Raw genomic sequence first — 19,281 nt, 5'->3', positions numbered from 1 at the left:
CGGTATTATCTCCACCGTCCCAACGACCCACGGAGGCCCTTCCGACCATGCCGAGCACGCCGAGCGCCCAGTTCTCCCTCACGATCCGCGTCGAGATCGCGGACCGTCCCGGGATGCTCGGACGCGTAGCCACGGCGATCGGCGACGCGGGCGGGACGATCGGAGCGGTCGACCTCGTCGCGATCGAGGACGGCCTCGCGGTGCGCGACATCACCGCGCTCTGCTCCGACCAGTCGGAGTGGGACGGCATCACCGCCGCGATCGCGGCGGTCGACGGCACACGCGTGCTCGACACGACCGACCGCACGTTCCAGATGCACCTCGGCGGCAAGATCGAGCTGCACAGCAAGTCGCCGCTGAAGACGCGCGACGACCTCTCGATGGCGTACACGCCCGGCGTCGCGCGCGTCTGCAAGGCCATCCACGAGGACCGCGACAAGGCGTTCCAGTACACGATCAAGCGCAACACGGTCGCCGTCGTCTCCGACGGCACCGCGGTCCTCGGGCTCGGCGACATCGGCCCGGAGGCGGCGATGCCGGTGATGGAGGGCAAGGCGGTCCTGTTCAAGGAGTTCGCCGGCGTCGACGCCTTCCCGATCTGCCTCGACACGAAGGACCCGGACGAGATCGTCGCGATCGTCAAGGCACTCGCCCCCACCTTCGGCGGGATCAACCTGGAGGACATCTCCGCGCCGCGCTGCTTCGAGATCGAGGACCGCCTCGCCGCCGAGCTCGACATCCCCGTCTTCCACGACGACCAGCACGGCACCGCCGTCGTCACGCTCGCGGCGCTGATCAACGCCGCGAAGCTGACCGGCCGCGAGCTGCGCGACATGCGCGTGCTCGTGACCGGGCTCGGCGCCGCCGGCGTCGCGGTCACGAAGATCCTCCAGTCGGCGGGCGTCACCGAGATCGTCGGCTGCGACTCCAAGGGCGCCGTCCACATCGGCCGCCCCGACTACCTCGACGGGTCGATGAACCCGATCAAGCGCTGGTACGCCGAGACGACGAACCCCGAGCGGCGCGAAGGCCGCCCCGGCGACGTGATCGACGGGATGGACCTGTTCGTCGGCGTCTCCGGCGCGCGCGTGATGCCGGCGGAGGCGCTGGCGCGGATGGCGAAGGACCCGATCGTCTTCGCGATGGCGAACCCGAACCCCGAGGTGTCGCCGGAGGAGGCGGCGCCGTACGTGCGCGTGATGGCGACCGGGCGCTCGGACTACCCGAACCAGATCAACAACGTGCTCTGCTTCCCCGGGATATTCCGCGGTGCGCTCGACGTCCGCGCGAACCACATCACCGAGGGGATGAAGATGGCCGCCGCGCGCGCGATCGCCGAGATCGTGCCCGAGGACGAGCTGCGCGAGGACTACATCATCCCGTCGGTCTTCAACCGCGACGTGGCGCCGGCGGTCGCGGCCGCGGTCGCCGAGCAGGCGCGCAGCGCGGGCGAGGCGCACGCGCACAACGAGCTCGGCTTCGCGGCGACCGACGAGGTGCGGGTGGCGGCCGGCTGAGCCTCCGGCCGCCGCGGCCCGTATCACGCAGGAACGGGTTCGCGAGACGGAGGTGGGCATGCGAGTGACGGTGACGGGAGCGACGGGGCTGATCGGCCCGCGGCTGGTCGCCGCGCTGCAACGGCGCGGCGACGAGGTGACCGTCCTCTCGCGCTCGCCCGAGCGGGCACGGGCCGCGCTCGGCGGCTCCGTCGACGCCGTCGCGTGGGATCCGCTCGCGGACCCTGCGCCCGCCGCCGCGCTCGCCGGGCGCGACGGCGTCGTCCACCTCGCGGGCGAGCCGGTCGCGCAGCGCTGGAGCGACGAGGCGAAGGAGCGGATCCGCTCCAGCCGCGAGCGCGGCACCGCCAACCTCGTCGCCGGCCTGCGCGCGGCCGAGCCGCGGCCCGTCGTGCTCGTCTCCGCCTCCGCGGTCGGCTACTACGGCGCGCACGGCGACGAGGAGGTCGACGAGGACACCCCGGCGGGCGCCGACTTCCTCGCGCAGGTCTGCGCCGCGTGGGAGCGCGAGGCCGCCGCGGCCGAGCAGCTCGGCGTGCGCGTGGTCCGGCTGCGCACCGGCGTCGTGCTCGACCCCGACGGCGGTGCCCTCGCGAAGATGCTGCCGCCGTTCAAGCTCGGCGCGGGCGGCCCGGTCGCGGGCGGGCGGCAGTACATGCCGTGGATCCACCGCGACGACCTCGTCGGCCTCTACCTCGCCGCGCTCGGCGACGGCGACTGGCACGGCCCGTTCAACGCGACCGCGCCGGCGCCGGTCACCAACGCCGAGTTCTCGAAGGAGCTCGGCCGCGCGCTGCACCGGCCAGCGGTCGCGCCGGTCCCGCGCGTCGCGTTGAAGCTGCTCTACGGCGAGATGGAGTCGATCGTCACCACCGGCCAGCGCGCGGTCCCGCGACGTGCGCTCGCGCACGGCCACGCGTTCGCGCACCCGCAGCTGGCGGAGGCGCTGCGCTCGGCACTGGCATGAGCAATACTGTTTTTCTGTAAACTGTGAGAGAGGCCTCATCTGTCGTGCGCGCACCGAACCACGACGAAATGAGGATGAGATGTTCAGTCGGAGGAAGCTGCTCGCAGCAGCGCTCGTCGCGCTGCTCGCACTCACCGCCGGGACGGCGCCGTCGCTCGCCAGCAGAGCGATAGGCGTCTCACCGGGCGGAGCCATACTGATATCGCCGCCCGTCCAGTTCTCCGCCGTCTACATGGGGGTCCCGGTGAGCTGGACCTGCCCGACGACGTTCCAAGGGTCGCTCGAGAGAACCATCACGAAGGCGGCCGCCGGCGCCGGGATAGGGAGCATCCACGCCGGCACGCCGGGCAACTGCAACCCGAACTTCGGTGTCACGTACCTAGCGACCGGCGCCAACCCCTGGAGAATGACCTACTCCTCGTTCGAGGGCACGCTACCCAACATAGCCGGCATACGGTTCATCTACAGAAACGTCGGAATCCAGATAAATTCGCCGATCGGCATCTGCCTATACGGCGGCGAGCTCGGCGGCTATCTCGCGACACCCGGGAATCCGGTCCTTCCATCCCTTCCGACGACACTGGCGCGCAGAGGCGGCCCGCTCGGATGCCCCGCGACCGTCACCGTCGGATTCGTCGGAGCCCTGAGCCCCGCCCAGAGATACACGCTAATCAACTGACGGGTGGAGGCCCGTCGAGTGCTCTGACGTAGCGCAGCTCGCCGCCGCTGACGCGATAGGCGCCGAACAGGCGCAGCGAGATGTCGCCGCTTCTGAGGATCTCGTAGGAGCCGAGGACCGTGTCGTCGCGTCTGGTCGCGCGGAACTCGCGGACGACGTCGGCACGGTCGAGCGGGTCGTCGCCCGACTCCTCGGCAGCCGCCTTGATCGCTCCCAGCACGGCGTTCATCGCCTCGTAGCCGTAGAGCGCCTCCGGCTGCGGGGCGGTGCCGTACCGCTGCTCGAACTGGCGCTCGAATCTGCGCGCCGGCGATGGGTAGTCGCGCAGGCCGAGCACCGGCCGCGTGACGTAGGTGGAGGCGCCGGCCGCGCCGATCGCGGCGATGAACGGGGCATCGACGAGCGCGCTCGGCGCGAACAGCTTCAGCTCCGGATCGGAGAACGCCAGGTCCTGCCACAGCCGGATGATGCCCTCGTGCGAGGCACCGGCGTAGAAGACCGCGTCGGGGTTGAGGTCCTCGATCTTCTGGACCAGCTCACGCGGGTCCTGCTCGTGCGGGTCGACGTCCTCCCGCCCCACGATCGCGACGCCGAACTCCCTCGCGTGCGCTCTCATGACCGTCACGAAGCCGGTCCCCATCGGGTCCTCGTCGGTGACCAGCACGAGGCGTTTGACGCCTTGCTGCTCCATGTATCTGAGCTGTGCGATCGCCTGCCAGCGATCCGACGGGGCGAGGCGGGCGAACGTGCGGCCGACCTCCTCCCCCTTCGGGAAGTACTTCTCCGGCGCGCCCGGCACGGCGAGGTTTCTCGACGTCAGCTCCATCGCCGTGTCCATTGGGCTGACCTCGAGCACGCCGACCTCGTTCATGCGCGGGATCGAGATCGCCGAGGAGCCGGTGTGGAACTCGCCGAGGTAGGCGATCGTCTCGGGGTCCTTCGCCGCTCTGCGTGCGTTCTCGGAGATCGTCTCGGGATCCCAGCTGTCGGCCTCGGGCGTCGCGGCGTCGAGCGCGACGAGCTTGACGCCGTAGCGACCGACCTTGCCGTCGTGGTTGCGCAGCGCAAGCTGCTGGCCGCGCACGACGTCGAGCGCCGCCTCGCGATCGGGACCCTCCAACGGCATCGACGAGTAGATCTTCAGCTGCGTGCCCGCGACCGGTCCGCCGTCGGCGGCGTCATCGCCGCAGCCGGCGAGGACCGCTGCGAGCAGGCACGCGCACAGGACCATGACGAGGCTCCTGGCGGTGCGATGCGGTGGGGGGACGACGTGACGGATCAAGCGACGCGGATTCTACGAATGCGCGCGGTCGCGCGCGGTGGGGGAAACCACACCCCCCGTGTGTCGGGAACGGCGCTGGCGTGTCGACAGCTCCAAAGGCAACGGCTACGCTGCGCCGCAATGCGAGTCGGAATCCTGACCGCCGGCGGCGACTGCCCCGGCCTCAACGCCGTCATCCGCGCCGCAGCACGGCGCCTGATGACGCACGGACACGAGCCGATCGGCCTGCGCCGCGGCTACCGCGGACTGGCCGAGCACGACTGGATCGAGCTCGACCAACGCAGCGTCTCGGGGATCCTCCACCTCGGCGGCACGATCGTCGGCACCTCGAACTACAACCCGTTCCGCGAGGAGCAGGGCGTCGAGAAGGTGCTCAGCCAGCAGACGCAGGACCCGCTCGACGCGGTCATCGCGATCGGCGGCGAGCACACGATGATGATCACCCGGCGGGTGCAGGAGGAGCTGGGGATCCCCGTCGTCGGCGTGCCGAAGACGATCGACAACGACGTCACGCACACCGACTACACGTTCGGCTTCGACACGGCCGTGCAGATCGCGACCGACGCGATCGACCGCCTCCACACCACCGCGCAGTCGCACGACCGCGTGATGATCCTCGAGGTGATGGGCCGCAACACCGGCTGGATCGCTGTCTACGCCGGGATCGCCGGTGGCGCCGACGCGATCCTGATCCCGGAGCTGGAGCTGACCGTCGAGGAGATCTCGGCGGCGATCGCACGCCGCCACGAGCGCGGCAAGGACTTCTCGATCATCGTCGTCGCCGAGGGTGCGCAGCTCGCGTTCGAGAGCGGCGACCGCAGACAGATCCGCACGTCCGACGACGTCGACCAGTACGGCTACCCGCGCCTCGGCGGGATCGGAACCGCGCTCGCGGTGGAGCTGGAGGAGCGGACGGGCTACGAGACGCGCGTCACGTCGCTCGGCCACGTCCAGCGCGGAGGCACGCCGACGGCGACCGACCGCATGCTGGCGACCAGATACGGCGCGAAGGCCGCCGACCTCGTGATGGCCGGCGAGACCGGCCGCATGGTCGCTCTGCACGGCACCGAGATGACGAGCGTCCCGCTCGGCCAGGTGGAGGGGATCAAGACGATCGACCTCCGCTATCTGGAGCTGGCGCGCACCTTCTTCGGATAGATCGCCCGAGGCAACCGCCTCGCGGCGCTGGACACGACCCGGCGAGCCTCACGGGCGTCCGCCCTATCGGCTCGCCGTCCCGCGCCCAGCATCCACGATCCGGCCGCCTCAAGCGACCTATCGCGGAGCTTTCACCAACCGCCCTCCGGCGCGTTCGCGCGGCCGGGGCCGCGTCTGCCGCCGGCGCCGGGGAGGTACTGGCCGAGTGATCTGATCCCGCCGACGATCAGCACGATCATTGCGGACAGGAGAAGTCCGTCGAAGCCGCCGATGCCCAACGCCCAGAGGACGATCCAGAGGCACATTGCGAAGGTGGTTGCGATTGCGAGCGCCATGAGGCGGCGAATCCTAGCGAAGCGCCTCGGACATCGCGCTCACCAGCGAGCGGACCTCCGCGGCGGGGTCGTCGGCCTCCGCGGCGGCGCGCACGAGACGGCTGCCGACGATCACGCCGGCCGCGCCCGCGTCAGCCGCGGCGGCCGCCTGCTCCGGCGTGCCGATGCCGAATCCGACCGCGACGGGGACGTCGGTCGCCGTCGCCGCGCGGCTCAGCACGCCGCCGAGGCGGTCGTCGAGCGCGACCCGCTCGCCGGTCGTGCCGGTGACCGAGACCGTGTAGAGGAAGCCGCGCGCACGGGCGCCGATCCGCGCGAGGCGCTCGTCGGGCGTCGTCGGCGCGACGAGCGGCACGAGCGCGATCCCGCGGACGTCGCAGACCTCCAGCAGCAGCGGCGCCTCCTCGAGTGGCAGGTCGGGCACGATCAGGCCGCTGATGCGGTGCGCGACGAGCGCGTCGGCGAACGCCTCGAAGCCCGGTCCGTAGACGAGGTTCGCGTACGCCATCAGCACGACCGGGACGCGCTCGGACAGCTTCGCGCCGACCTCCAGCACGCCCGCGACGGTCGCCCCGGCCTCCAGCGCCTGCGTGCCGGCGGCATGGATCACGGGGCCGTCGGCGAGCGGGTCCGAGAACGGGACGCCCAGCTCGACGAGGTCGGCGCCGCCGTCGGCGTAGGCCTCGCCGATCGCGAGCGAGCGCTCCAGGTCGGGGAAGCCGCCCATCAGGTACGGCATCAGCGCCGCGCGCTTGCCGCTGCCGGCGAACGCCTGCGCGATCCGCTCGATGCCGGTCTGCGTGCCGGCCGCGCTCATGCCGCCCCGCCGATCTTGTCGAGCACCTGTGCGAGGTCCTTGTCGCCGCGGCCCGAAAGGCAGACGACGTCGAGATCCCCGCCGCCGTTGGCGAGCGTCCAGGCGAGCGCGTGCGAAGACTCCAGCGCCGGGATGATCCCCTCCAGCCGCGCGATCCGCTGGAACGCCGCCAGCGCCTCGGCGTCGGTGACCGCGACGTAGGTGGCACGGCCGGTGTCGCGCAGGTGGGCGTGCTCGGGGCCGACGCCGGGGTAGTCGAGCCCGGCGGAGATCGAGTGCGCTTCGAGGATCTGCCCCTCGTCGTCCTGCATCAGCGCCGAGTAGGCGCCGTGGAGGATGCCGGGACGCGCGTTCTTCGTCAGCGGCGCACCGTGGCGAGGGGTGTCGAGCCCGTCGCCGGCCGCCTCGACGCCGACCAGCGCGACGTCTCTGTCGCCGGTGAACGCGGTGAAGATGCCGATCGCGTTGGAGCCGCCGCCGACGCAGGCGATCACGCGCGCCGGCAGCCGGCCCTCAGCCGCCAGGATCTGCTCGCGCGCCTCGTCGCCGATCACGCGCTGGAGGTCGCGCACGATCGACGGGAACGGCGCCGGGCCGGCGGCGCTGCCGAGGATGTAGTGCGTCGTGGCGACGTTCGTGACCCAGTCGCGGATCGCGGCGGAGGTCGCCTCCTTCAGCGTCCGCGTGCCGGCGTCGACCGGCTCGACCGTCGCGCCGAGCAGCCGCATCCGCTCGACGTTCGGCTTCTGGCGCCGCATGTCCTCGGTGCCCATGTAGACGACGCAGTCGATGTCGAGCAGCGCGCACGCGGTCGCGGTCGCGACGCCGTGCTGGCCCGCGCCGGTCTCGGCGATCACGCGCGGCTTGCCCATCCGCTTCGCGAGCAGCGCCTGTCCGAGCGCGTTGTTGATCTTGTGCGCGCCGGTGTGCATCAGGTCCTCGCGCTTGAGGTACACCGTGCGGCCGGCGGCCTCGCTGAGCCGCTCGGCGAGGTAGAGCGGCGTCGGGCGGCCGGCGTAGTTCGTCAGCAGCTCGCGCAGCCGCGTCGTGTACTCGGGGTCGCGGTTGGCGTCGAGCCATGCGGCCTCCAGCTCCGCGAGCGCCGGCATCAGCGTCTCGGGCACGTACTGCCCGCCGTACGGGCCGAAGCGGTGTTCGACGGACGTGATCATGCGGCCTTCCCCCCGGCGTGGTCCTCTGTCGGCTCGTGCGCGTCCGGTTCGTCCGGTTCGTCGCCCGCGTCGGCCGCTCTGACAGCGGCCGAGAACGCCGCCATCTTCGCGTGGTCCTTGATGCCCGGTGCCAGCTCGACACCTGAGGACACATCGACTGCATACGGGTGTGCGGCGGCAATCGCGTCGCCGACGTTGTCCGGCGTCAGGCCGCCGCTGAGGATCACCGGGCGGTCGCGTCTGTGGGCCCGCACGAGGTCCCACGCGAACGTCTCCCCCGTCCCTCCCGGTCTGCCGGCGACGAACGTGTCCATCAGGTGGTAGTCGGTGCGGAACGCGCGCAGCGCCTGCACGTCGGCGCGGTCTCTCACGCGCGCGACCTTGATCACTCTCGCGCCCGTGCGGCGCGCGACCTCGGTGCAGAACGACGGGCCCTCGTCGCCGTGCAGCTGCACGAGCGTGAGGCCGAACTCGTCGGCCCGCGTGACGACGTGGTCGAGGTGGGCGTTGACGAACACCCCGGCGACCTCGGCACGGCGGTGCAGCGACGCGCCGATCGCCGCCGCCTCGTCCGCTCTGCAGTAGCGCGGCGAGCCCGGCCAGAGGATCATCCCGACCGCCCAGGCGTCGAGCTCGACGGCTCGTTCGGCGTCTTCGAGGCGGGCGATCCCGCAGAACTTGATGCGCGTGGCCATGCCCCACATCCTAGGGCTGGGCCGGCTGCGACGGCGCCTGCTTCGGCGCTCTCGCAAGCGTGACCTCCAGCTGCATCGCCTCGCCGCCGCGCAGGATCCCGAGTCTGATCCGGTCGCCCGGCCGGTACTTGGCCAGCGCCGCGGTCAGCTCCTCCGCCGTCTTCAGCGTCCGGCCGTTGATCGAGGTGATCACGTCGCCGCCCAGCTGGATCCGGTTGCCGCCGACCTGGCTCTCGACCGTGCCGCCTCTGACGCCCGCTCTCGCCGCCGGCGAGCGCTTGATGACGGCCTGCACGAGCACGCCGCGGTGCAGCTGCGGCTGCACGCCGTCGAGCGAGGCGTCGATCGTCGTGACGGTGATGCCGAGGTACGCGTGCGCGACGCTGCCCGTCCGCTTCAGCTCCGGCAGCAGCTTCGTCGCGGTGTCGATCGGGACCGCGAATCCGATCCCGGCGTTGCTGCCGCCGGTGGAGGCTATCTGCGACGTTATCCCGATCACGCGCCCGCTCGCGTCGATCAGCGGACCGCCGGAGCTGCCGGGATTGATCGGCGCGTCGGTCTGGATCACGTTCTGGATCGTGAACCCGTTGGGCGCCGTCAGCTGGCGCTCCAGGGCAGAGACGACGCCGGTCGTGAGCGTGCGTTCGAGCCCGAACGGGTTGCCGATCGCGACCACCGGGTCGCCGACGCGCGCGGTCGTGGAGTCGCCCAGCGTCAGCGGCCGCAGGTCGGCGCTCGCCGGGTCGACGCGCAGCAGCGCGAGGTCGTTGGTCGGGTCCTCGCCGAGCACCTTCGCCGTGACGGTGCGCGTGTCGCTGAACTCGACCTGCACGGTGCTCGCTTCGCCGACGACGTGCTGGTTGGTGAGGATGTGGCCCTCGCTGTCGAGCACGAAGCCGGTGCCGCTCGCGCCGCTCTGCGGCTGCCGCTCGCCGAACGGCGAGTCCGCCGCCACCGCGACGGGCCGCGAGCGGACGAAGACGACGCCGGGCGCGTCGCGCTCGTAGATCGCATGCGGCGTCAGCTCCGGGGCGGCACCGTCGGCGGGCGTCGTCGCGCCGCTGAACTGCGCCTGCTCCAGCACGGTCGTCGTCGTCGAATCGCGCCCACCCACGCCGAGCGTGAGCAACGCGACCGCGACCACGGCACCGCCGGCAAGCGCATGCACGAAGGGTGAACGAACGAGCGCTCTCATCCAGTCACCAGTCTGTCGCGCCCCGCTGAACCCGACCTAAACGGGCTACGCCTTGGGAGTTCCACGACGGCGAGCAGGTGTTTTCACGTCGGCGGGAACTCCCGTGAACTGTCTTCAGAGCTCGTCGTCGAGGCGCGTCAGCTCGCGACAGGCTGCCTCGACGTCGTCGGCGCGCATCAGCGCCTCGCCGACGAGCACCGCGTCGACGCCGACCCGCTCCAGCTCGTCGAGCTGGTCGCGCGTGCTGATCCCCGACTCGGAGACGACCGTCTTGCCCGCCGGGATGTCGGCGAGCAGCTCGAACGTGCGCTGGACGTCGACGGTGAAGTCCGTCAGGTCGCGGTTGTTGATGCCGATCACGTCGGCGTCGACGCGCTCCAGCGCGATCTCCAGCTCGGGCTCGTCGTGGACCTCCACGAGCACGTCGAGATCGAGCGCGAGCGCCTCGGCGTGCAGCCGCGCCAGCTCGCGCGGCTCCAGCGCCGCGACGATCAGCAGGATCGCGTCCGCGCCGGCGACCGCCGACTCGTACACCTGGTAGGTGTCGACGACGAAGTCCTTGCGCAGGATCGGCAGGCGCGCCGCCTCCTTCGCGGCGCGCAGGTCGTCGAGCGAGCCGCCGAAGTGGTGGCGCTCGGTCAGCACCGACAGCGCCGCGGCGCCCGCGCGCTCGTAGGAGCCGACGATCTCCTCGACGGTCGCCCCTTCGCGGATCGGGCCGGCCGACGGCGAGCGGCGCTTGTGCTCCGCGATCACCGAGATGCCGGGATGCACGAGCGCCTCCGCGAACGGGCGGTCCTCGCCGCGGCCGTGCAGAGAGCGCTCCAGCTGAGCGAGCGGGATCTCGCTGCGGCGATGCTCCACCTCGCGTCGGGTCGAGTCGACGATGCGGTCGAGCACGTTGCTCATGCGGTTGCCAGCTCCTGGGTCTGCGTGACGTAGTTGGTCAAGGTAGCTCTCGCGGCGCCCGAGTCGATCGCCGCCTCGGCCGCCCGCACGCCTGCTTCGAGCGTGTCAGCACGGCCGCTTGCGTAGATTCCGGCGCCGGCGTTGAGGACGGCGATGTCGCGCGGGGCGCCGCGCTCGCCCGCGAGGATCCGCCGAGTGACCTCGGCGTTGACGTCGGGGGTGCCGCCGCGCAGGTCGTCGTAGGCGGCGGTGTCGAGGCCGACGTCGGCGGCGCTGATGCGGAACTCCGAGATCTCGCCGTCGCGCACCTCGATCACGCGCGTCGGCGCGACCGTGCTGAGCTCGTCGAGGCCGTCGTCGCTGGAGGCGATCAGCACGTGCGTGGCGCCGAGGCGGGCGAACGCGCCGGCGATCGTCTCGTGGTAGCGCCTGTCGCTGACGCCGGTCAGCTGGCGCGTCACGCCGGCGGGGCTCGTCAGCGGCCCGAGGAAGTTCATGATCGTGCGGACGGCGAGCTGCTTGCGCACCGGGATCACGTAGCGCATCGCCGCGTGGTGGTGAGGCGCGAACATGAAGCCGAAGCCGACCTGCTCGATGCAGCGCGCGACCTGGACCGGTTCGAGATCGATGCTCGCGCCGAGCGCCTCCAGCACGTCCGCCGCGCCTGAGAGCCCCGTCGCCGAGCGGTTGCCGTGCTTGGCGACCGCGCAGCCGGCGCCGGCCGCGATCAGCGCCGCGGTGGTCGACACGTTGAAGGTCTGTCTGCCGCCGCCGGTGCCGACGACGTCGAGCAGGTCGTCGCGCGAGATCTCGACGTGCGCGGCGAACTCGCGCATCGTGCGCGCGAGGCCGGTCAGCTCGTCGACCGTCTCCCCCTTCGTGCGCAGCGCGATCAGCACGGCGGCGATCTGCACATCGGTCGCGTTGCCGCTCCAGATCTCCGCCAGCACCGCGGCTGCGTCGTCAGCCGAAAGGTCCTCGCCAGAGGCGAGCGTGTCGATCGCGCGCGTGAGCAGGTCCCGCGCCATCGTCAGGTGGTCACCACCGGCAGGCCGAGGAAGTTGCGCAGCAGGTCGTGGCCATGGTCGGTCAGGACCGACTCGGGGTGGAACTGGATCCCCTCGGCCGGCAGCGTCTTGTGGCGCAGCGCCATGATCACGCCGCCGCCGCGGGCGGACACCTCGAGCACGTCCGGCAGCTGCTCGTCGACGACGAGCGAGTGGTAGCGGCCGACCGTCAGCGGCGACTCGATCCCGGCGAAGACGGTGCGGCCGTCGTGCTCGATCGGCTCCGTCTTGCCGTGGACGGGGCGATGGCGGATGACCGTCCCGCCGTACGCCTGGCCGAGCGCCTGGTGGCCGAGGCAGACGCCGAGGACTGGGATCCCGGCCTCAGGGAAGCGTCTCAGCACCTCGATCGAGATGCCCGACTCGTCCGGCGTGCACGGGCCCGGCGAGACGATCACGCGGTCATAGCCGCGCAGCAGCAGGTCGTCGACGCTGGCGTGGTCGTTGCGCACGACCTCGACCTCCGCGCCCAGCTCGCCGAGGTACTGCACGAGGTTGTACGTGAACGAGTCGTAGTTGTCGACGACGAGGACGCGCATCAGGGCCACTCCGGCTGCGCCACCGCCAGCGCGATCGCCTGGCGCACCGCGCGCGCCTTCGCCTCGGACTCGCGGAACTCGTAGTCGGGCTTCGCGTCGGCGACCGTGCCGCCGCCCGCCTGCACGTGGGCGACGCCGTCCTTGACGACGACCGTACGGATGTGGATGCACGTGTCGAGGTCGCCGGTGTACGAGAGGTAGCCGATCGCCCCACCGTAGCCGCCCCGCTTGACCGGTTCCAGCTCGTCGATGATCTGCATCGCGCGGACCTTCGGCGCACCCGAGAGCGTTCCGGCCGGCAGGATCGAGCGCAGCGCGTCGAGCGGGCCGATCCCCTCGCGCAGACGGCCCGAGACGCGCGAGACGATGTGCATCACGTGGCTGTAGTTCTCGATCTCCATGTAGCCGTCGACGTTGACGCTGCCGTACTCGCTGACACGGCCGACGTCGTTGCGCGCGAGGTCGACGAGCATCACGTGCTCGGAGCGCTCCTTCTCGTCGGCGAGCAGGTCGGCGGCGAGGCGCGCGTCGTCCGCGGCGTCGGTGCCGCGCGGGCGCGTGCCAGCGATCGGCCGCGTGCGGACGACGCCGGACTGCACCGTCAGCAGCGGCTCGGGGCTCGCGCCGGCGATCTCGAAGTCGCCGAAGTCGAGGAAGTACATGTACGGGCTGGGGTTGACGGCGCGCAGCCCGCGGTAGATCGAGAACGCCTCGATCGGGACCTCCGCCGACCAGCGCTGGGAGGGCACCACCTGGTAGGCGTCGCCGGCGTGGATGTACTCGACGATCCGCTCGACCATGCCCTCGAACTGCTCGCGCGGCATGTTGCTCTGGAAGTCGACGGGCTGCTCAGGGTCGCGCGCGGCGGGCGGCCGCGCCGGCCGCGGGACCGGCCCGGAGAGCTTCCAGCGGACCTCCTCGATCGTCGCGACCGCCGCGGCGTACGCCTGCTCCAGGTCGCCGGCGGCGGCATCGACGTTCGCGAGGATCGACAGCTCGTGGCGCTGGTGGTCGAACGCGACGATCACGTCGGTCAACATCAGCGCCATGTCCGGCAGGCCGACCGGGTCGGGGTTCGGCTCGCCGAGCGGCTCGACCGTGCGGACGAGGTCGTAGCCGAAGATCCCGACCGCGCCGCCGGAGAACGGCGGCAGGCCAGGGACCTGCGCCTGTCTGGAGCGGGCGACCTCGGCGGCGGCGAGCGCGTACGGGTCGCCGCCGTCGCCGAGCGACCAGCGCAGCACGCTGCGCGGCCGGAAGCCGATGAACGACCAGCGTCCCATGCGGCCCTGCTCGGCCGACTCCAGCAGGAACGACGGGCCGTCCCCGCGCAGCTTGAGGAAAGCGGAGACGGGCGTCTCGATGTCGTCGACGAACGTGTGGCGCAGCGGCACGAGCGTGTGCTCGCGCGCGAGCTCGCGCACCTCGTCGAGCGACGGCGTGACGCGCAGCGCGTTCGCGTTCGCGGCGGCAGCGGCGGGCTGGGCGTGCGGGGCTCCCATCGCGATCAGCGGCTGCGCTCGTCGAGCACCTGCTGCACGTCCGCGAGGCCGAGCCCGCGGGTCCGCAGCAGCACGGTCAGGTGGTAGAGGACGTCGGCGGCCTCGTTGGCGACGCGCTCGTCGGACTCCTCGCGGACGGCGCGGACGACCTCCTCGGCCTCCTCCTCGACCTTCGCGCCGGCCAGTCCCGGATCGGCCAGCAGCTTCGCGGTCCAGGAGCCGTCGGGCCGCTCGGCGGCGCGCGCGGCGACCGTGCGCTCCAGTCTCGGCAGCACCTCGTACGGCGCGCCGTTGTCGGCCTCGCCGTTGAAGAAGCAGGTGCGCGCGCCTGTGTGGCAGGCGGGGCCGGCCGGCTCGACGAGCGCGACGACGGCGTCACGGTCGCAGTCGACGCGCAGCGCACGGACCTTCTGGGTGTTGCCCGAGGTCGCGCCCTTGTGCCACAGCTCGTTGCGCGAGCGGCTCCAGAAATGGACCTCACCGGTGTCCTGCGTGCGCTTGAGCGCTTCGGCGTTCATGTACGCGAGCGTCAGGACCTCGCCGGTGCGCCAGTCCTGCATCACGCACGGGACGAGGCCGTTGTCGTCGAACGCGATGTCTAGATCGGGCATCGGTCGATGGATTGTAGGGCTACACGAGACGGATGCGCGGCGGGGGCTCCGGCGCCGCCTCGACGCGTTGCCGCTACTCGATCCCGAGCCGGTCGAGCAGGCGTTCGTCGGTGCGCCAGCTCTTGCGCACGCGGACGGTCAGGTCGAGGTGGACGCGGGTGCCCAACTCGCGCTCGAGCTCTCTGCGCGCTGCGGTGCCGATCGCTCTGATCATCCGCCCGCCGGCGCCGATCAGGATCCCCTTCTGCGAGTCGGTCTCGACCCAGGCGACGGCGCGGACGTAGATCAGGTCGTCCTCGCGGTCCTCGATCTCGCCGACCTCGACCTCGACCGAGTGCGGGACCTCCTGGCGCGTCCGGCGCAGCACCTGCTCGCGCACCAGCTCCGCCAGCAGGACGTTCTCGGCCTGGTCGGAGCGGTCCTCGGGCGGGAAGTAGTACGGGCCGGGCGGCAGCAGCCCGGCGAGGTGGTCGACGAGCGTCTGGACGCCCTGACCGCCGCGCGCGGAGATCGGGAAGATGTCGTCGGCGACCTCGAGGTCTGCCGCCGCCTGGAGGACCACCGCGGTCTCGTGCTTGGAGCAGCGATCGATCTTGTTGACCGCGATCACGACCGGGACCGGCGCGCGCTTGAGCAGCGCGGCGATGAAGCGGTCGCCCGGGCCGACGCCCTGCTCGGCGTTGAGCAGCAGCAGCGCCGCGTCGGCGTCACGCAGCTCGCTCTCGACGCGTCCCTGCATCCGCTCGGTGAGCACGTCGCGCGGGCGCTGGACGCCCGGCAGGTCGACGAGGATCAGCTGGTGGTCGGGCGTCGTCCGCACCCCGCGGATCGCGCGGCGGGTCGTCTGCGGCTTGTCGGAGACGATCGCCACCTTCGCGCCGACGATCGCGTTCGTCAGCGTCGACTTGCCGACGTTCGGCCGGCCGGCCAGCGCGACGAAGCCGCTTCTGGTCGTGGGCGCGCCGTCGACCGTCATGGCTGAATCCATCGCAGCAGCTCGGCCTGGAGCGCGAGCATCTCGCCGTCATCCACTTCGTGGTCCATTCCTGTCAGGTGGAGCGCGCCGTGCACGACGGCCTCGCTGAGATCCTCTGTGTGCGGCGGGCAGATCACGACGTCGCCCAGCTCGCGCTGCGCGGCGGGGATCTGTCTCAGCGCCTCGCCGTCGATCCCGTCGATCGGGAACGAGAGCACGTCGGTCGGCGCGTCCCTGCCGCGGTGGTCGCGGTTGAGCGTCTGGATCGTCTCGGCGTCGACGAACGCGACCGCGACGTGCCCCTCCTCGATCCCGGCCGAGGAGAACGCGAGCCCGCACAGCTCCTCGACGTCGATCGCGGTCAGACCCTCGACCTCGCCGTCATCGAGCCCGATGACCTCGACCTCCAGCATGAACTGAGCTTACGCCCGCTTGCGATCTGCTGCGGCCGGCCTCAGCTCGGGCGCCAGCCTCTGCTGGTGCTCGGCGTAGGCGGCGACGATCCGCTGGACGAGCTTGTGCCGCACGACGTCCTCCCCGCCGAAGCGGATGAACTGGATGCCGTCGACCGCGTCGAGCACCTCGGCGACGGAGATCAGGCCGGAGCGCTGGTCGCTCGGCAGGTCGATCTGCGTGACGTCGCCGGTGACGACCATCTTCGAGTTGAAGCCGAGCCGCGTCAGGAACATCTTCATCTGCTCCGGCGTGGTGTTCTGCGCCTCGTCGAGGATGATGAACGAGTCGTTGAGCGTGCGGCCGCGCATGAACGCCAGCGGCGCGACCTCGATCACGCCGCGCTCGAGATGTGCCGACACTCTCTCCGGGTCGATCATGTCGTGCAGCGCGTCGAACAGCGGGCGCAGGTACGGATCGACCTTCGCCATCAGGTCGCCCGGCAGGAAGCCGAGCCGCTCGCCGGCCTCGACGGCCGGGCGCGTGAGGATTATGCGGTTGACCTCGCGCCGCGACAGCGCGGCGGCCGCCATCGCGACCGCCAGCCACGTCTTGCCGGTGCCGGCCGGGCCGACCCCGAACGTGATCGTGTTTCTGCGGATCGAGTCGACGTAGCGCTTCTGGTTGACCGTCTTCGGCGCGACCTTCGTCGAGCGGTGGCGCCAGACGACGTCTTCCAGCACGCGGCTGGGCGACTCGTGCTGCTGAAGCGCGCCCTGGATCGCCTGGATCGTCCCCGGCGCGATCTCGTGACCGCGCGCGACCAGGTCGGAGACCTCGCGCACGACCTGCGCGGCGGCGTCGACCGCGTCGTCGTCGCCTTCGAGCGTCAGCACGTTCCCGCGCAGGTAGATCGAGCAGTCGAGGTTCTCCTCGAGCGTGCGCAGCACCTCGTCCTGGGTGCCCGACAGCTCCGCCGCGACGGCGTTGTCCAACTCGAGCTTCCGCTTCACCTGAGGTCTCTCGGATGCGCTCGTGCCCGGCACTACGACGCCAGCGCCTCTCGCACGCGTGCAGAGACGCGCTTGCCGTCGGCGCGCCCGCCGACTCTCGCCATCGCGGCCTTCATGACCTGCCCCATGTCCTTCGGCGAGGAGGCGCCGGTCTCGGCGACCGCGTCGGAGACGATCCCGGCAAGCTCCTCGTCGGACAGTTCCGCCGGCAGGTAGGCGGCGATCAGCTCGGCCTCGCCCTGCTCCTGCCGTGCAAGCTCTTCGCGACCGCCGTCCTTGAATTGCTGGGCCGCGTCGAGGCGGCGCTTGCGCTCACGGCGCAGCACGGCGACCTCGTCGCCGTCGCCGTCCTTCGCCGACTTCTGCAGCTCGGACAGGACGAGCCGCAGCGCGCCGACGCGCTCTCGCTCGCCCGCCTTCATCGCGGCGGTGATGTCGGTCTTCAGTTGTTCGGCGACGGTCACGGTCCATCAAGGATAGCCGTGCCCGCGGCGCCTCAACGGCCCGAACGCCTCGATCACAGCTTGATGACGTGGTCTCCCCCGGAGAGCGGGAATTGGACCTGTCGGCCGGGCTGTTTCGGCCCTAGTCTGAGGACCATGACTGCTATCGCCCCCTCCCCCTCCGACTACGTCGCCCACACGCCACGGATCGCCGACCTGCCGCGCGTCGCGCGCGAGAACTACCACGCGATGCGCAGACTCGCCGGCAGCGTCGAGCTCGACCCGATCCTCCGCCACCTGATCGACATCCGCGTCTCGCAGCTCAACGGCTGCGTCTACTGCCTCGACATGCACCACAACGAGGCGCGCGACGACGGCGAGACGACCCAGCGTCTCGACACGCTCGCCGGCTGGCGCGAGTCGCCGTTCTTCACCGCCTCCGAGCGGGCCGCGCTCGGCCTCGCGGAGGCGATGACGAGACTGACCGACGGGCCGGTGCCGGACGCGGTATACGACGAGGCCGCGCGCCAGTTCGACGAGCACGCGCTGACGCAGGTGATCTTCGCGATCACCGTGATCAACTCGTGGAACCGGCTGATGGTGACGACGCAGGCGCTGCCGCCGACGCGCTGACCGTCAGCTGGGCGCGGCGTCGCGCTCCGGCTCCGGCTCCGCGTGCTCGCGCGTGACGGAGCCCACGCCCGCGCCGTCGCGCTCCAGCTCCGGCGGATTGCCGATCTGCCCCAGCTCGGACGTGTCGCGCGGGAACAGCAGCGAGACCGTCCAGTCGACGACCAGGCGCGACTTGCGATGCCAGCCCGGCATGTTCGCGAGATGGTAGGTGCGCGCCAGGAACCAGGCGGGGAAGCCGCGCCATCTGATCCCCATCGTGCTCGCGACCGCCTGGTGGCGGCCCATGTCGACGAAGACGCCCTTCGTCTTGTAGGTGAACGGGCGCACCCTGCCGCCCGCGCCCAGCTCCGCGGCGACGTTGCGCGCGACACGTCTGCCCTGGCGGATCGCGTGCTGCGCCGTCGGCGGCGACAGCTCGCCCTTGCGGGCCGGGTCGGGGATCGCGGCAGCGTCGCCGATCGCCCAGACGTCGTCGTGCCCGCGCACCCGCATCGTCTGGTCGACCTCGATCCGGCCGCCTCTCTCCAGCGGCAGCCCGAGTCTCGCGACGACCGGGTGCGGCTTGACGCCGGCGGTCCAGGCGACCGTGCGCGCCGGAACCACCTCACCGCCCTTGAGCGTGACCGAGCGCTCGTCGAGCGCCTCGACGGTCGTGTTCGTGCGGATCTCGATCCCGCGCCCGCGCAGCTCACGCTGGGCGAAGTCGGCGAGCCGCGGGGCGACCTCCGGCATCACGCGGTCGCGTGCCTCGACGAGCATGAAGCGCACGCCCTGCACGCGGCAGCGCGGGTAGAGGTCGATCACGTCGGTGACGAAGTCCTGCAGCTCGGCGATCCCTTCGAGGCCCGCGTAGCCGGCGCCGACGAAGACGAACGTGAGGAACTCGGCGCGCTGCTCGGCGTCGTGGACGGTCTCGGCGATCTCCAGCATCGTGATGACGCGGTTCCGCAGCGCGATCGCCTCCGACAGCGTCTTGAAGCCGACCGCGTGCTCGGCGAGGCCGGGGATCGGCAGCGTGCGCGAGATCGAGCCGAGCGCGACGACGAGCTGGTCGTAGTGCAGCTCGTGGCGACGGCCGTCGAGCGAGTCGACGACGAGCTGGTTGCGGCCCGGGTCGGCGCCGGTGACGTGGCCGAGCCAGAGGTCGGTGCGCTTGAGCTGTTCGCGCAGCGGGACGACGACGTGGCGCGGCTCCAGCGTCCCGGCCGCGGCGCCCGGCAGCAGCGGCGTGAACAGCATGAAGTTCACGTCGTTGACGAGCGTGATGCGCGCCGAATGCTGCGGCAGCTGCTTCTCGAGCGTGCGCGCGGCGTAGTAGCCGCCGAATCCGCCGCCGGCGATGACGATGTCCCAGGCCATGCTCCTCACCCTATGCCCG

The 19,281-nt window shown here is 71.4% G+C and carries 21 protein-coding genes; 5 read left to right on the top strand and 16 right to left on the bottom strand.

Annotation, left to right across the window (positions count from 1 at the left end):
* Positions 1-47: 47 nt before the first annotated feature.
* The 3 genes from CWOE_RS14295 to CWOE_RS14285 all read left to right on the top strand — a co-directional run bounded on the left by CWOE_RS14295 (position 48) and on the right by CWOE_RS14285 (position 3,163).
* The gene (locus CWOE_RS14295) at positions 48-1,517 is read left to right on the top strand and encodes an NAD-dependent malic enzyme (RefSeq protein ID WP_012934336.1); all 1,470 of its coding nucleotides are present in this window, start codon (positions 48-50) and stop codon (positions 1,515-1,517) included.
* A gap of 58 nt (positions 1,518-1,575) precedes the next feature.
* Positions 1,576-2,484, top strand: coding sequence for a TIGR01777 family oxidoreductase (locus tag CWOE_RS14290; RefSeq protein ID WP_012934335.1), 909 nt, complete (start codon positions 1,576-1,578; stop codon positions 2,482-2,484).
* Positions 2,485-2,563: 79 nt separating this feature from the next.
* Entirely contained in the window at positions 2,564-3,163 is a 600-nt protein-coding gene (locus tag CWOE_RS14285) for a hypothetical protein (RefSeq protein WP_012934334.1), read from the top strand.
* On the opposite strand, the gene CWOE_RS14280 is transcribed toward CWOE_RS14285, so the two are convergent.
* Positions 3,156-4,394: a branched-chain amino acid ABC transporter substrate-binding protein gene (locus CWOE_RS14280; protein ID WP_012934333.1), complete on the bottom strand. Its 1,239-nt coding sequence runs from the start codon at positions 4,392-4,394 to the stop codon at positions 3,156-3,158. The two genes, CWOE_RS14285 and CWOE_RS14280, sit on opposite strands and share 8 nt — an antisense overlap.
* 171 nt (positions 4,395-4,565) lie before the next feature.
* On the opposite strand from CWOE_RS14280, the gene CWOE_RS14275 reads away from it, so the two are divergent.
* Positions 4,566-5,603: a 6-phosphofructokinase gene (locus CWOE_RS14275; protein WP_012934332.1), complete on the top strand. Its 1,038-nt coding sequence runs from the start codon at positions 4,566-4,568 to the stop codon at positions 5,601-5,603.
* Between the two features lie 131 nt (positions 5,604-5,734).
* On the opposite strand, the gene CWOE_RS32820 is transcribed toward CWOE_RS14275, so the two are convergent.
* From CWOE_RS32820 to CWOE_RS14210, 14 genes are all read right to left on the bottom strand, one after another.
* Positions 5,735-5,938 (bottom strand): hypothetical protein, encoded by a 204-nt coding sequence (locus CWOE_RS32820; RefSeq protein WP_012934331.1) that lies wholly within the window; start codon positions 5,936-5,938, stop codon positions 5,735-5,737.
* Positions 5,939-5,951: 13 nt separating this feature from the next.
* On the bottom strand, positions 5,952-6,755 hold the full coding sequence (trpA, locus tag CWOE_RS14270; RefSeq protein WP_012934330.1) for a tryptophan synthase subunit alpha: 804 nt from the start codon (positions 6,753-6,755) through the stop codon (positions 5,952-5,954).
* Positions 6,752-7,927: a tryptophan synthase subunit beta gene (gene trpB, locus CWOE_RS14265; RefSeq protein ID WP_012934329.1), complete on the bottom strand. Its 1,176-nt coding sequence runs from the start codon at positions 7,925-7,927 to the stop codon at positions 6,752-6,754. Before trpB ends, trpA begins: the two co-directional genes overlap by 4 nt.
* Positions 7,924-8,622: a phosphoribosylanthranilate isomerase gene (locus CWOE_RS14260; RefSeq protein WP_012934328.1), complete on the bottom strand. Its 699-nt coding sequence runs from the start codon at positions 8,620-8,622 to the stop codon at positions 7,924-7,926. The genes trpB and CWOE_RS14260 overlap by 4 nt, the downstream gene beginning before the upstream one ends.
* A gap of 10 nt (positions 8,623-8,632) precedes the next feature.
* Positions 8,633-9,817 carry a S1C family serine protease gene (locus CWOE_RS14255; RefSeq protein ID WP_012934327.1) on the bottom strand — a complete coding sequence of 395 codons (1,185 nt, stop codon included), beginning with the start codon at positions 9,815-9,817 and terminating at the stop codon, positions 8,633-8,635.
* A 114-nt stretch (positions 9,818-9,931) separates the two neighbouring features.
* Entirely contained in the window at positions 9,932-10,726 is a 795-nt protein-coding gene (gene trpC, locus CWOE_RS14250) for an indole-3-glycerol phosphate synthase TrpC (RefSeq protein ID WP_012934326.1), read from the bottom strand.
* Positions 10,723-11,754 (bottom strand): anthranilate phosphoribosyltransferase, encoded by a 1,032-nt coding sequence (trpD, locus tag CWOE_RS14245; protein WP_012934325.1) that lies wholly within the window; start codon positions 11,752-11,754, stop codon positions 10,723-10,725. Before trpD ends, trpC begins: the two co-directional genes overlap by 4 nt.
* Positions 11,755-11,756: 2 nt before the next feature.
* Positions 11,757-12,332: an anthranilate synthase component II gene (locus CWOE_RS14240; protein WP_012934324.1), complete on the bottom strand. Its 576-nt coding sequence runs from the start codon at positions 12,330-12,332 to the stop codon at positions 11,757-11,759.
* The gene (gene trpE, locus CWOE_RS14235) at positions 12,332-13,834 is read right to left on the bottom strand and encodes an anthranilate synthase component I (RefSeq protein ID WP_012934323.1); all 1,503 of its coding nucleotides are present in this window, start codon (positions 13,832-13,834) and stop codon (positions 12,332-12,334) included. Before trpE ends, CWOE_RS14240 begins: the two co-directional genes overlap by 1 nt.
* A gap of 5 nt (positions 13,835-13,839) precedes the next feature.
* Entirely contained in the window at positions 13,840-14,445 is a 606-nt protein-coding gene (gene hisIE, locus CWOE_RS14230) for a bifunctional phosphoribosyl-AMP cyclohydrolase/phosphoribosyl-ATP diphosphatase HisIE (protein WP_012934322.1), read from the bottom strand.
* Positions 14,446-14,518: 73 nt separating this feature from the next.
* On the bottom strand, positions 14,519-15,421 hold the full coding sequence (era, locus tag CWOE_RS14225; protein ID WP_012934321.1) for a GTPase Era: 903 nt from the start codon (positions 15,419-15,421) through the stop codon (positions 14,519-14,521).
* A complete protein-coding gene (ybeY, locus tag CWOE_RS14220) occupies positions 15,418-15,834 on the bottom strand; it encodes an rRNA maturation RNase YbeY (protein ID WP_012934320.1) in 417 nt (138 codons plus the stop codon). Before ybeY ends, era begins: the two co-directional genes overlap by 4 nt.
* Before the next feature lie 9 nt (positions 15,835-15,843).
* Positions 15,844-16,827 carry a PhoH family protein gene (locus CWOE_RS14215; protein ID WP_041730513.1) on the bottom strand — a complete coding sequence of 328 codons (984 nt, stop codon included), beginning with the start codon at positions 16,825-16,827 and terminating at the stop codon, positions 15,844-15,846.
* A 32-nt stretch (positions 16,828-16,859) separates the two neighbouring features.
* The gene (locus CWOE_RS14210; protein WP_012934318.1) at positions 16,860-17,291 is read right to left on the bottom strand and encodes a GatB/YqeY domain-containing protein; all 432 of its coding nucleotides are present in this window, start codon (positions 17,289-17,291) and stop codon (positions 16,860-16,862) included.
* 135 nt (positions 17,292-17,426) lie between these two features.
* Between CWOE_RS14210 and CWOE_RS14205 the strand changes: the two genes are divergently transcribed.
* Positions 17,427-17,903: a carboxymuconolactone decarboxylase family protein gene (locus tag CWOE_RS14205; RefSeq protein ID WP_012934317.1), complete on the top strand. Its 477-nt coding sequence runs from the start codon at positions 17,427-17,429 to the stop codon at positions 17,901-17,903.
* A gap of 3 nt (positions 17,904-17,906) precedes the next feature.
* Here the strand turns inward: CWOE_RS14205 and CWOE_RS14200 are convergent, their stop codons facing one another.
* A complete protein-coding gene (locus CWOE_RS14200) occupies positions 17,907-19,262 on the bottom strand; it encodes an NAD(P)/FAD-dependent oxidoreductase (protein ID WP_012934316.1) in 1,356 nt (451 codons plus the stop codon).
* Between the last annotated feature and the right edge of the window lie 19 nt (positions 19,263-19,281).

The organism is Conexibacter woesei DSM 14684, from assembly GCF_000025265.1.
In the GTDB taxonomy this organism is placed as follows: domain Bacteria; phylum Actinomycetota; class Thermoleophilia; order Solirubrobacterales; family Solirubrobacteraceae; genus Conexibacter; species Conexibacter woesei.
This window is presented reverse-complemented; position numbering and strand designations above follow the sequence as displayed.

Bases quoted from the DNA above. Each gene is read 5' to 3' on its own strand.
- CWOE_RS14295 (WP_012934336.1), top strand. From the start codon at position 48: ATGCCGAGCACGCCGAGCGCCCAGTTCTCCCTCACGATCCGCGTCGAG.
- CWOE_RS14290 (WP_012934335.1), top strand. From the start codon at position 1,576: ATGCGAGTGACGGTGACGGGAGCGACGGGGCTGATCGGCCCGCGGCTG.
- CWOE_RS14285 (WP_012934334.1), top strand. From the start codon at position 2,564: ATGTTCAGTCGGAGGAAGCTGCTCGCAGCAGCGCTCGTCGCGCTGCTC.
- CWOE_RS14280 (WP_012934333.1), bottom strand. From the start codon at position 4,394: ATGGTCCTGTGCGCGTGCCTGCTCGCAGCGGTCCTCGCCGGCTGCGGC.
- CWOE_RS14275 (WP_012934332.1), top strand. From the start codon at position 4,566: ATGCGAGTCGGAATCCTGACCGCCGGCGGCGACTGCCCCGGCCTCAAC.
- CWOE_RS32820 (WP_012934331.1), bottom strand. From the start codon at position 5,938: ATGGCGCTCGCAATCGCAACCACCTTCGCAATGTGCCTCTGGATCGTC.
- trpA (WP_012934330.1), bottom strand. From the start codon at position 6,755: ATGAGCGCGGCCGGCACGCAGACCGGCATCGAGCGGATCGCGCAGGCG.
- trpB (WP_012934329.1), bottom strand. From the start codon at position 7,927: ATGATCACGTCCGTCGAACACCGCTTCGGCCCGTACGGCGGGCAGTAC.
- CWOE_RS14260 (WP_012934328.1), bottom strand. From the start codon at position 8,622: ATGGCCACGCGCATCAAGTTCTGCGGGATCGCCCGCCTCGAAGACGCC.
- CWOE_RS14255 (WP_012934327.1), bottom strand. From the start codon at position 9,817: ATGAGAGCGCTCGTTCGTTCACCCTTCGTGCATGCGCTTGCCGGCGGT.
- trpC (WP_012934326.1), bottom strand. From the start codon at position 10,726: ATGAGCAACGTGCTCGACCGCATCGTCGACTCGACCCGACGCGAGGTG.
- trpD (WP_012934325.1), bottom strand. From the start codon at position 11,754: ATGGCGCGGGACCTGCTCACGCGCGCGATCGACACGCTCGCCTCTGGC.
- CWOE_RS14240 (WP_012934324.1), bottom strand. From the start codon at position 12,332: ATGCGCGTCCTCGTCGTCGACAACTACGACTCGTTCACGTACAACCTC.
- trpE (WP_012934323.1), bottom strand. From the start codon at position 13,834: ATGGGAGCCCCGCACGCCCAGCCCGCCGCTGCCGCCGCGAACGCGAAC.
- hisIE (WP_012934322.1), bottom strand. From the start codon at position 14,445: ATGCCCGATCTAGACATCGCGTTCGACGACAACGGCCTCGTCCCGTGC.
- era (WP_012934321.1), bottom strand. From the start codon at position 15,421: ATGACGGTCGACGGCGCGCCCACGACCAGAAGCGGCTTCGTCGCGCTG.
- ybeY (WP_012934320.1), bottom strand. From the start codon at position 15,834: ATGCTGGAGGTCGAGGTCATCGGGCTCGATGACGGCGAGGTCGAGGGT.
- CWOE_RS14205 (WP_012934317.1), top strand. From the start codon at position 17,427: ATGACTGCTATCGCCCCCTCCCCCTCCGACTACGTCGCCCACACGCCA.
- CWOE_RS14200 (WP_012934316.1), bottom strand. From the start codon at position 19,262: ATGGCCTGGGACATCGTCATCGCCGGCGGCGGATTCGGCGGCTACTAC.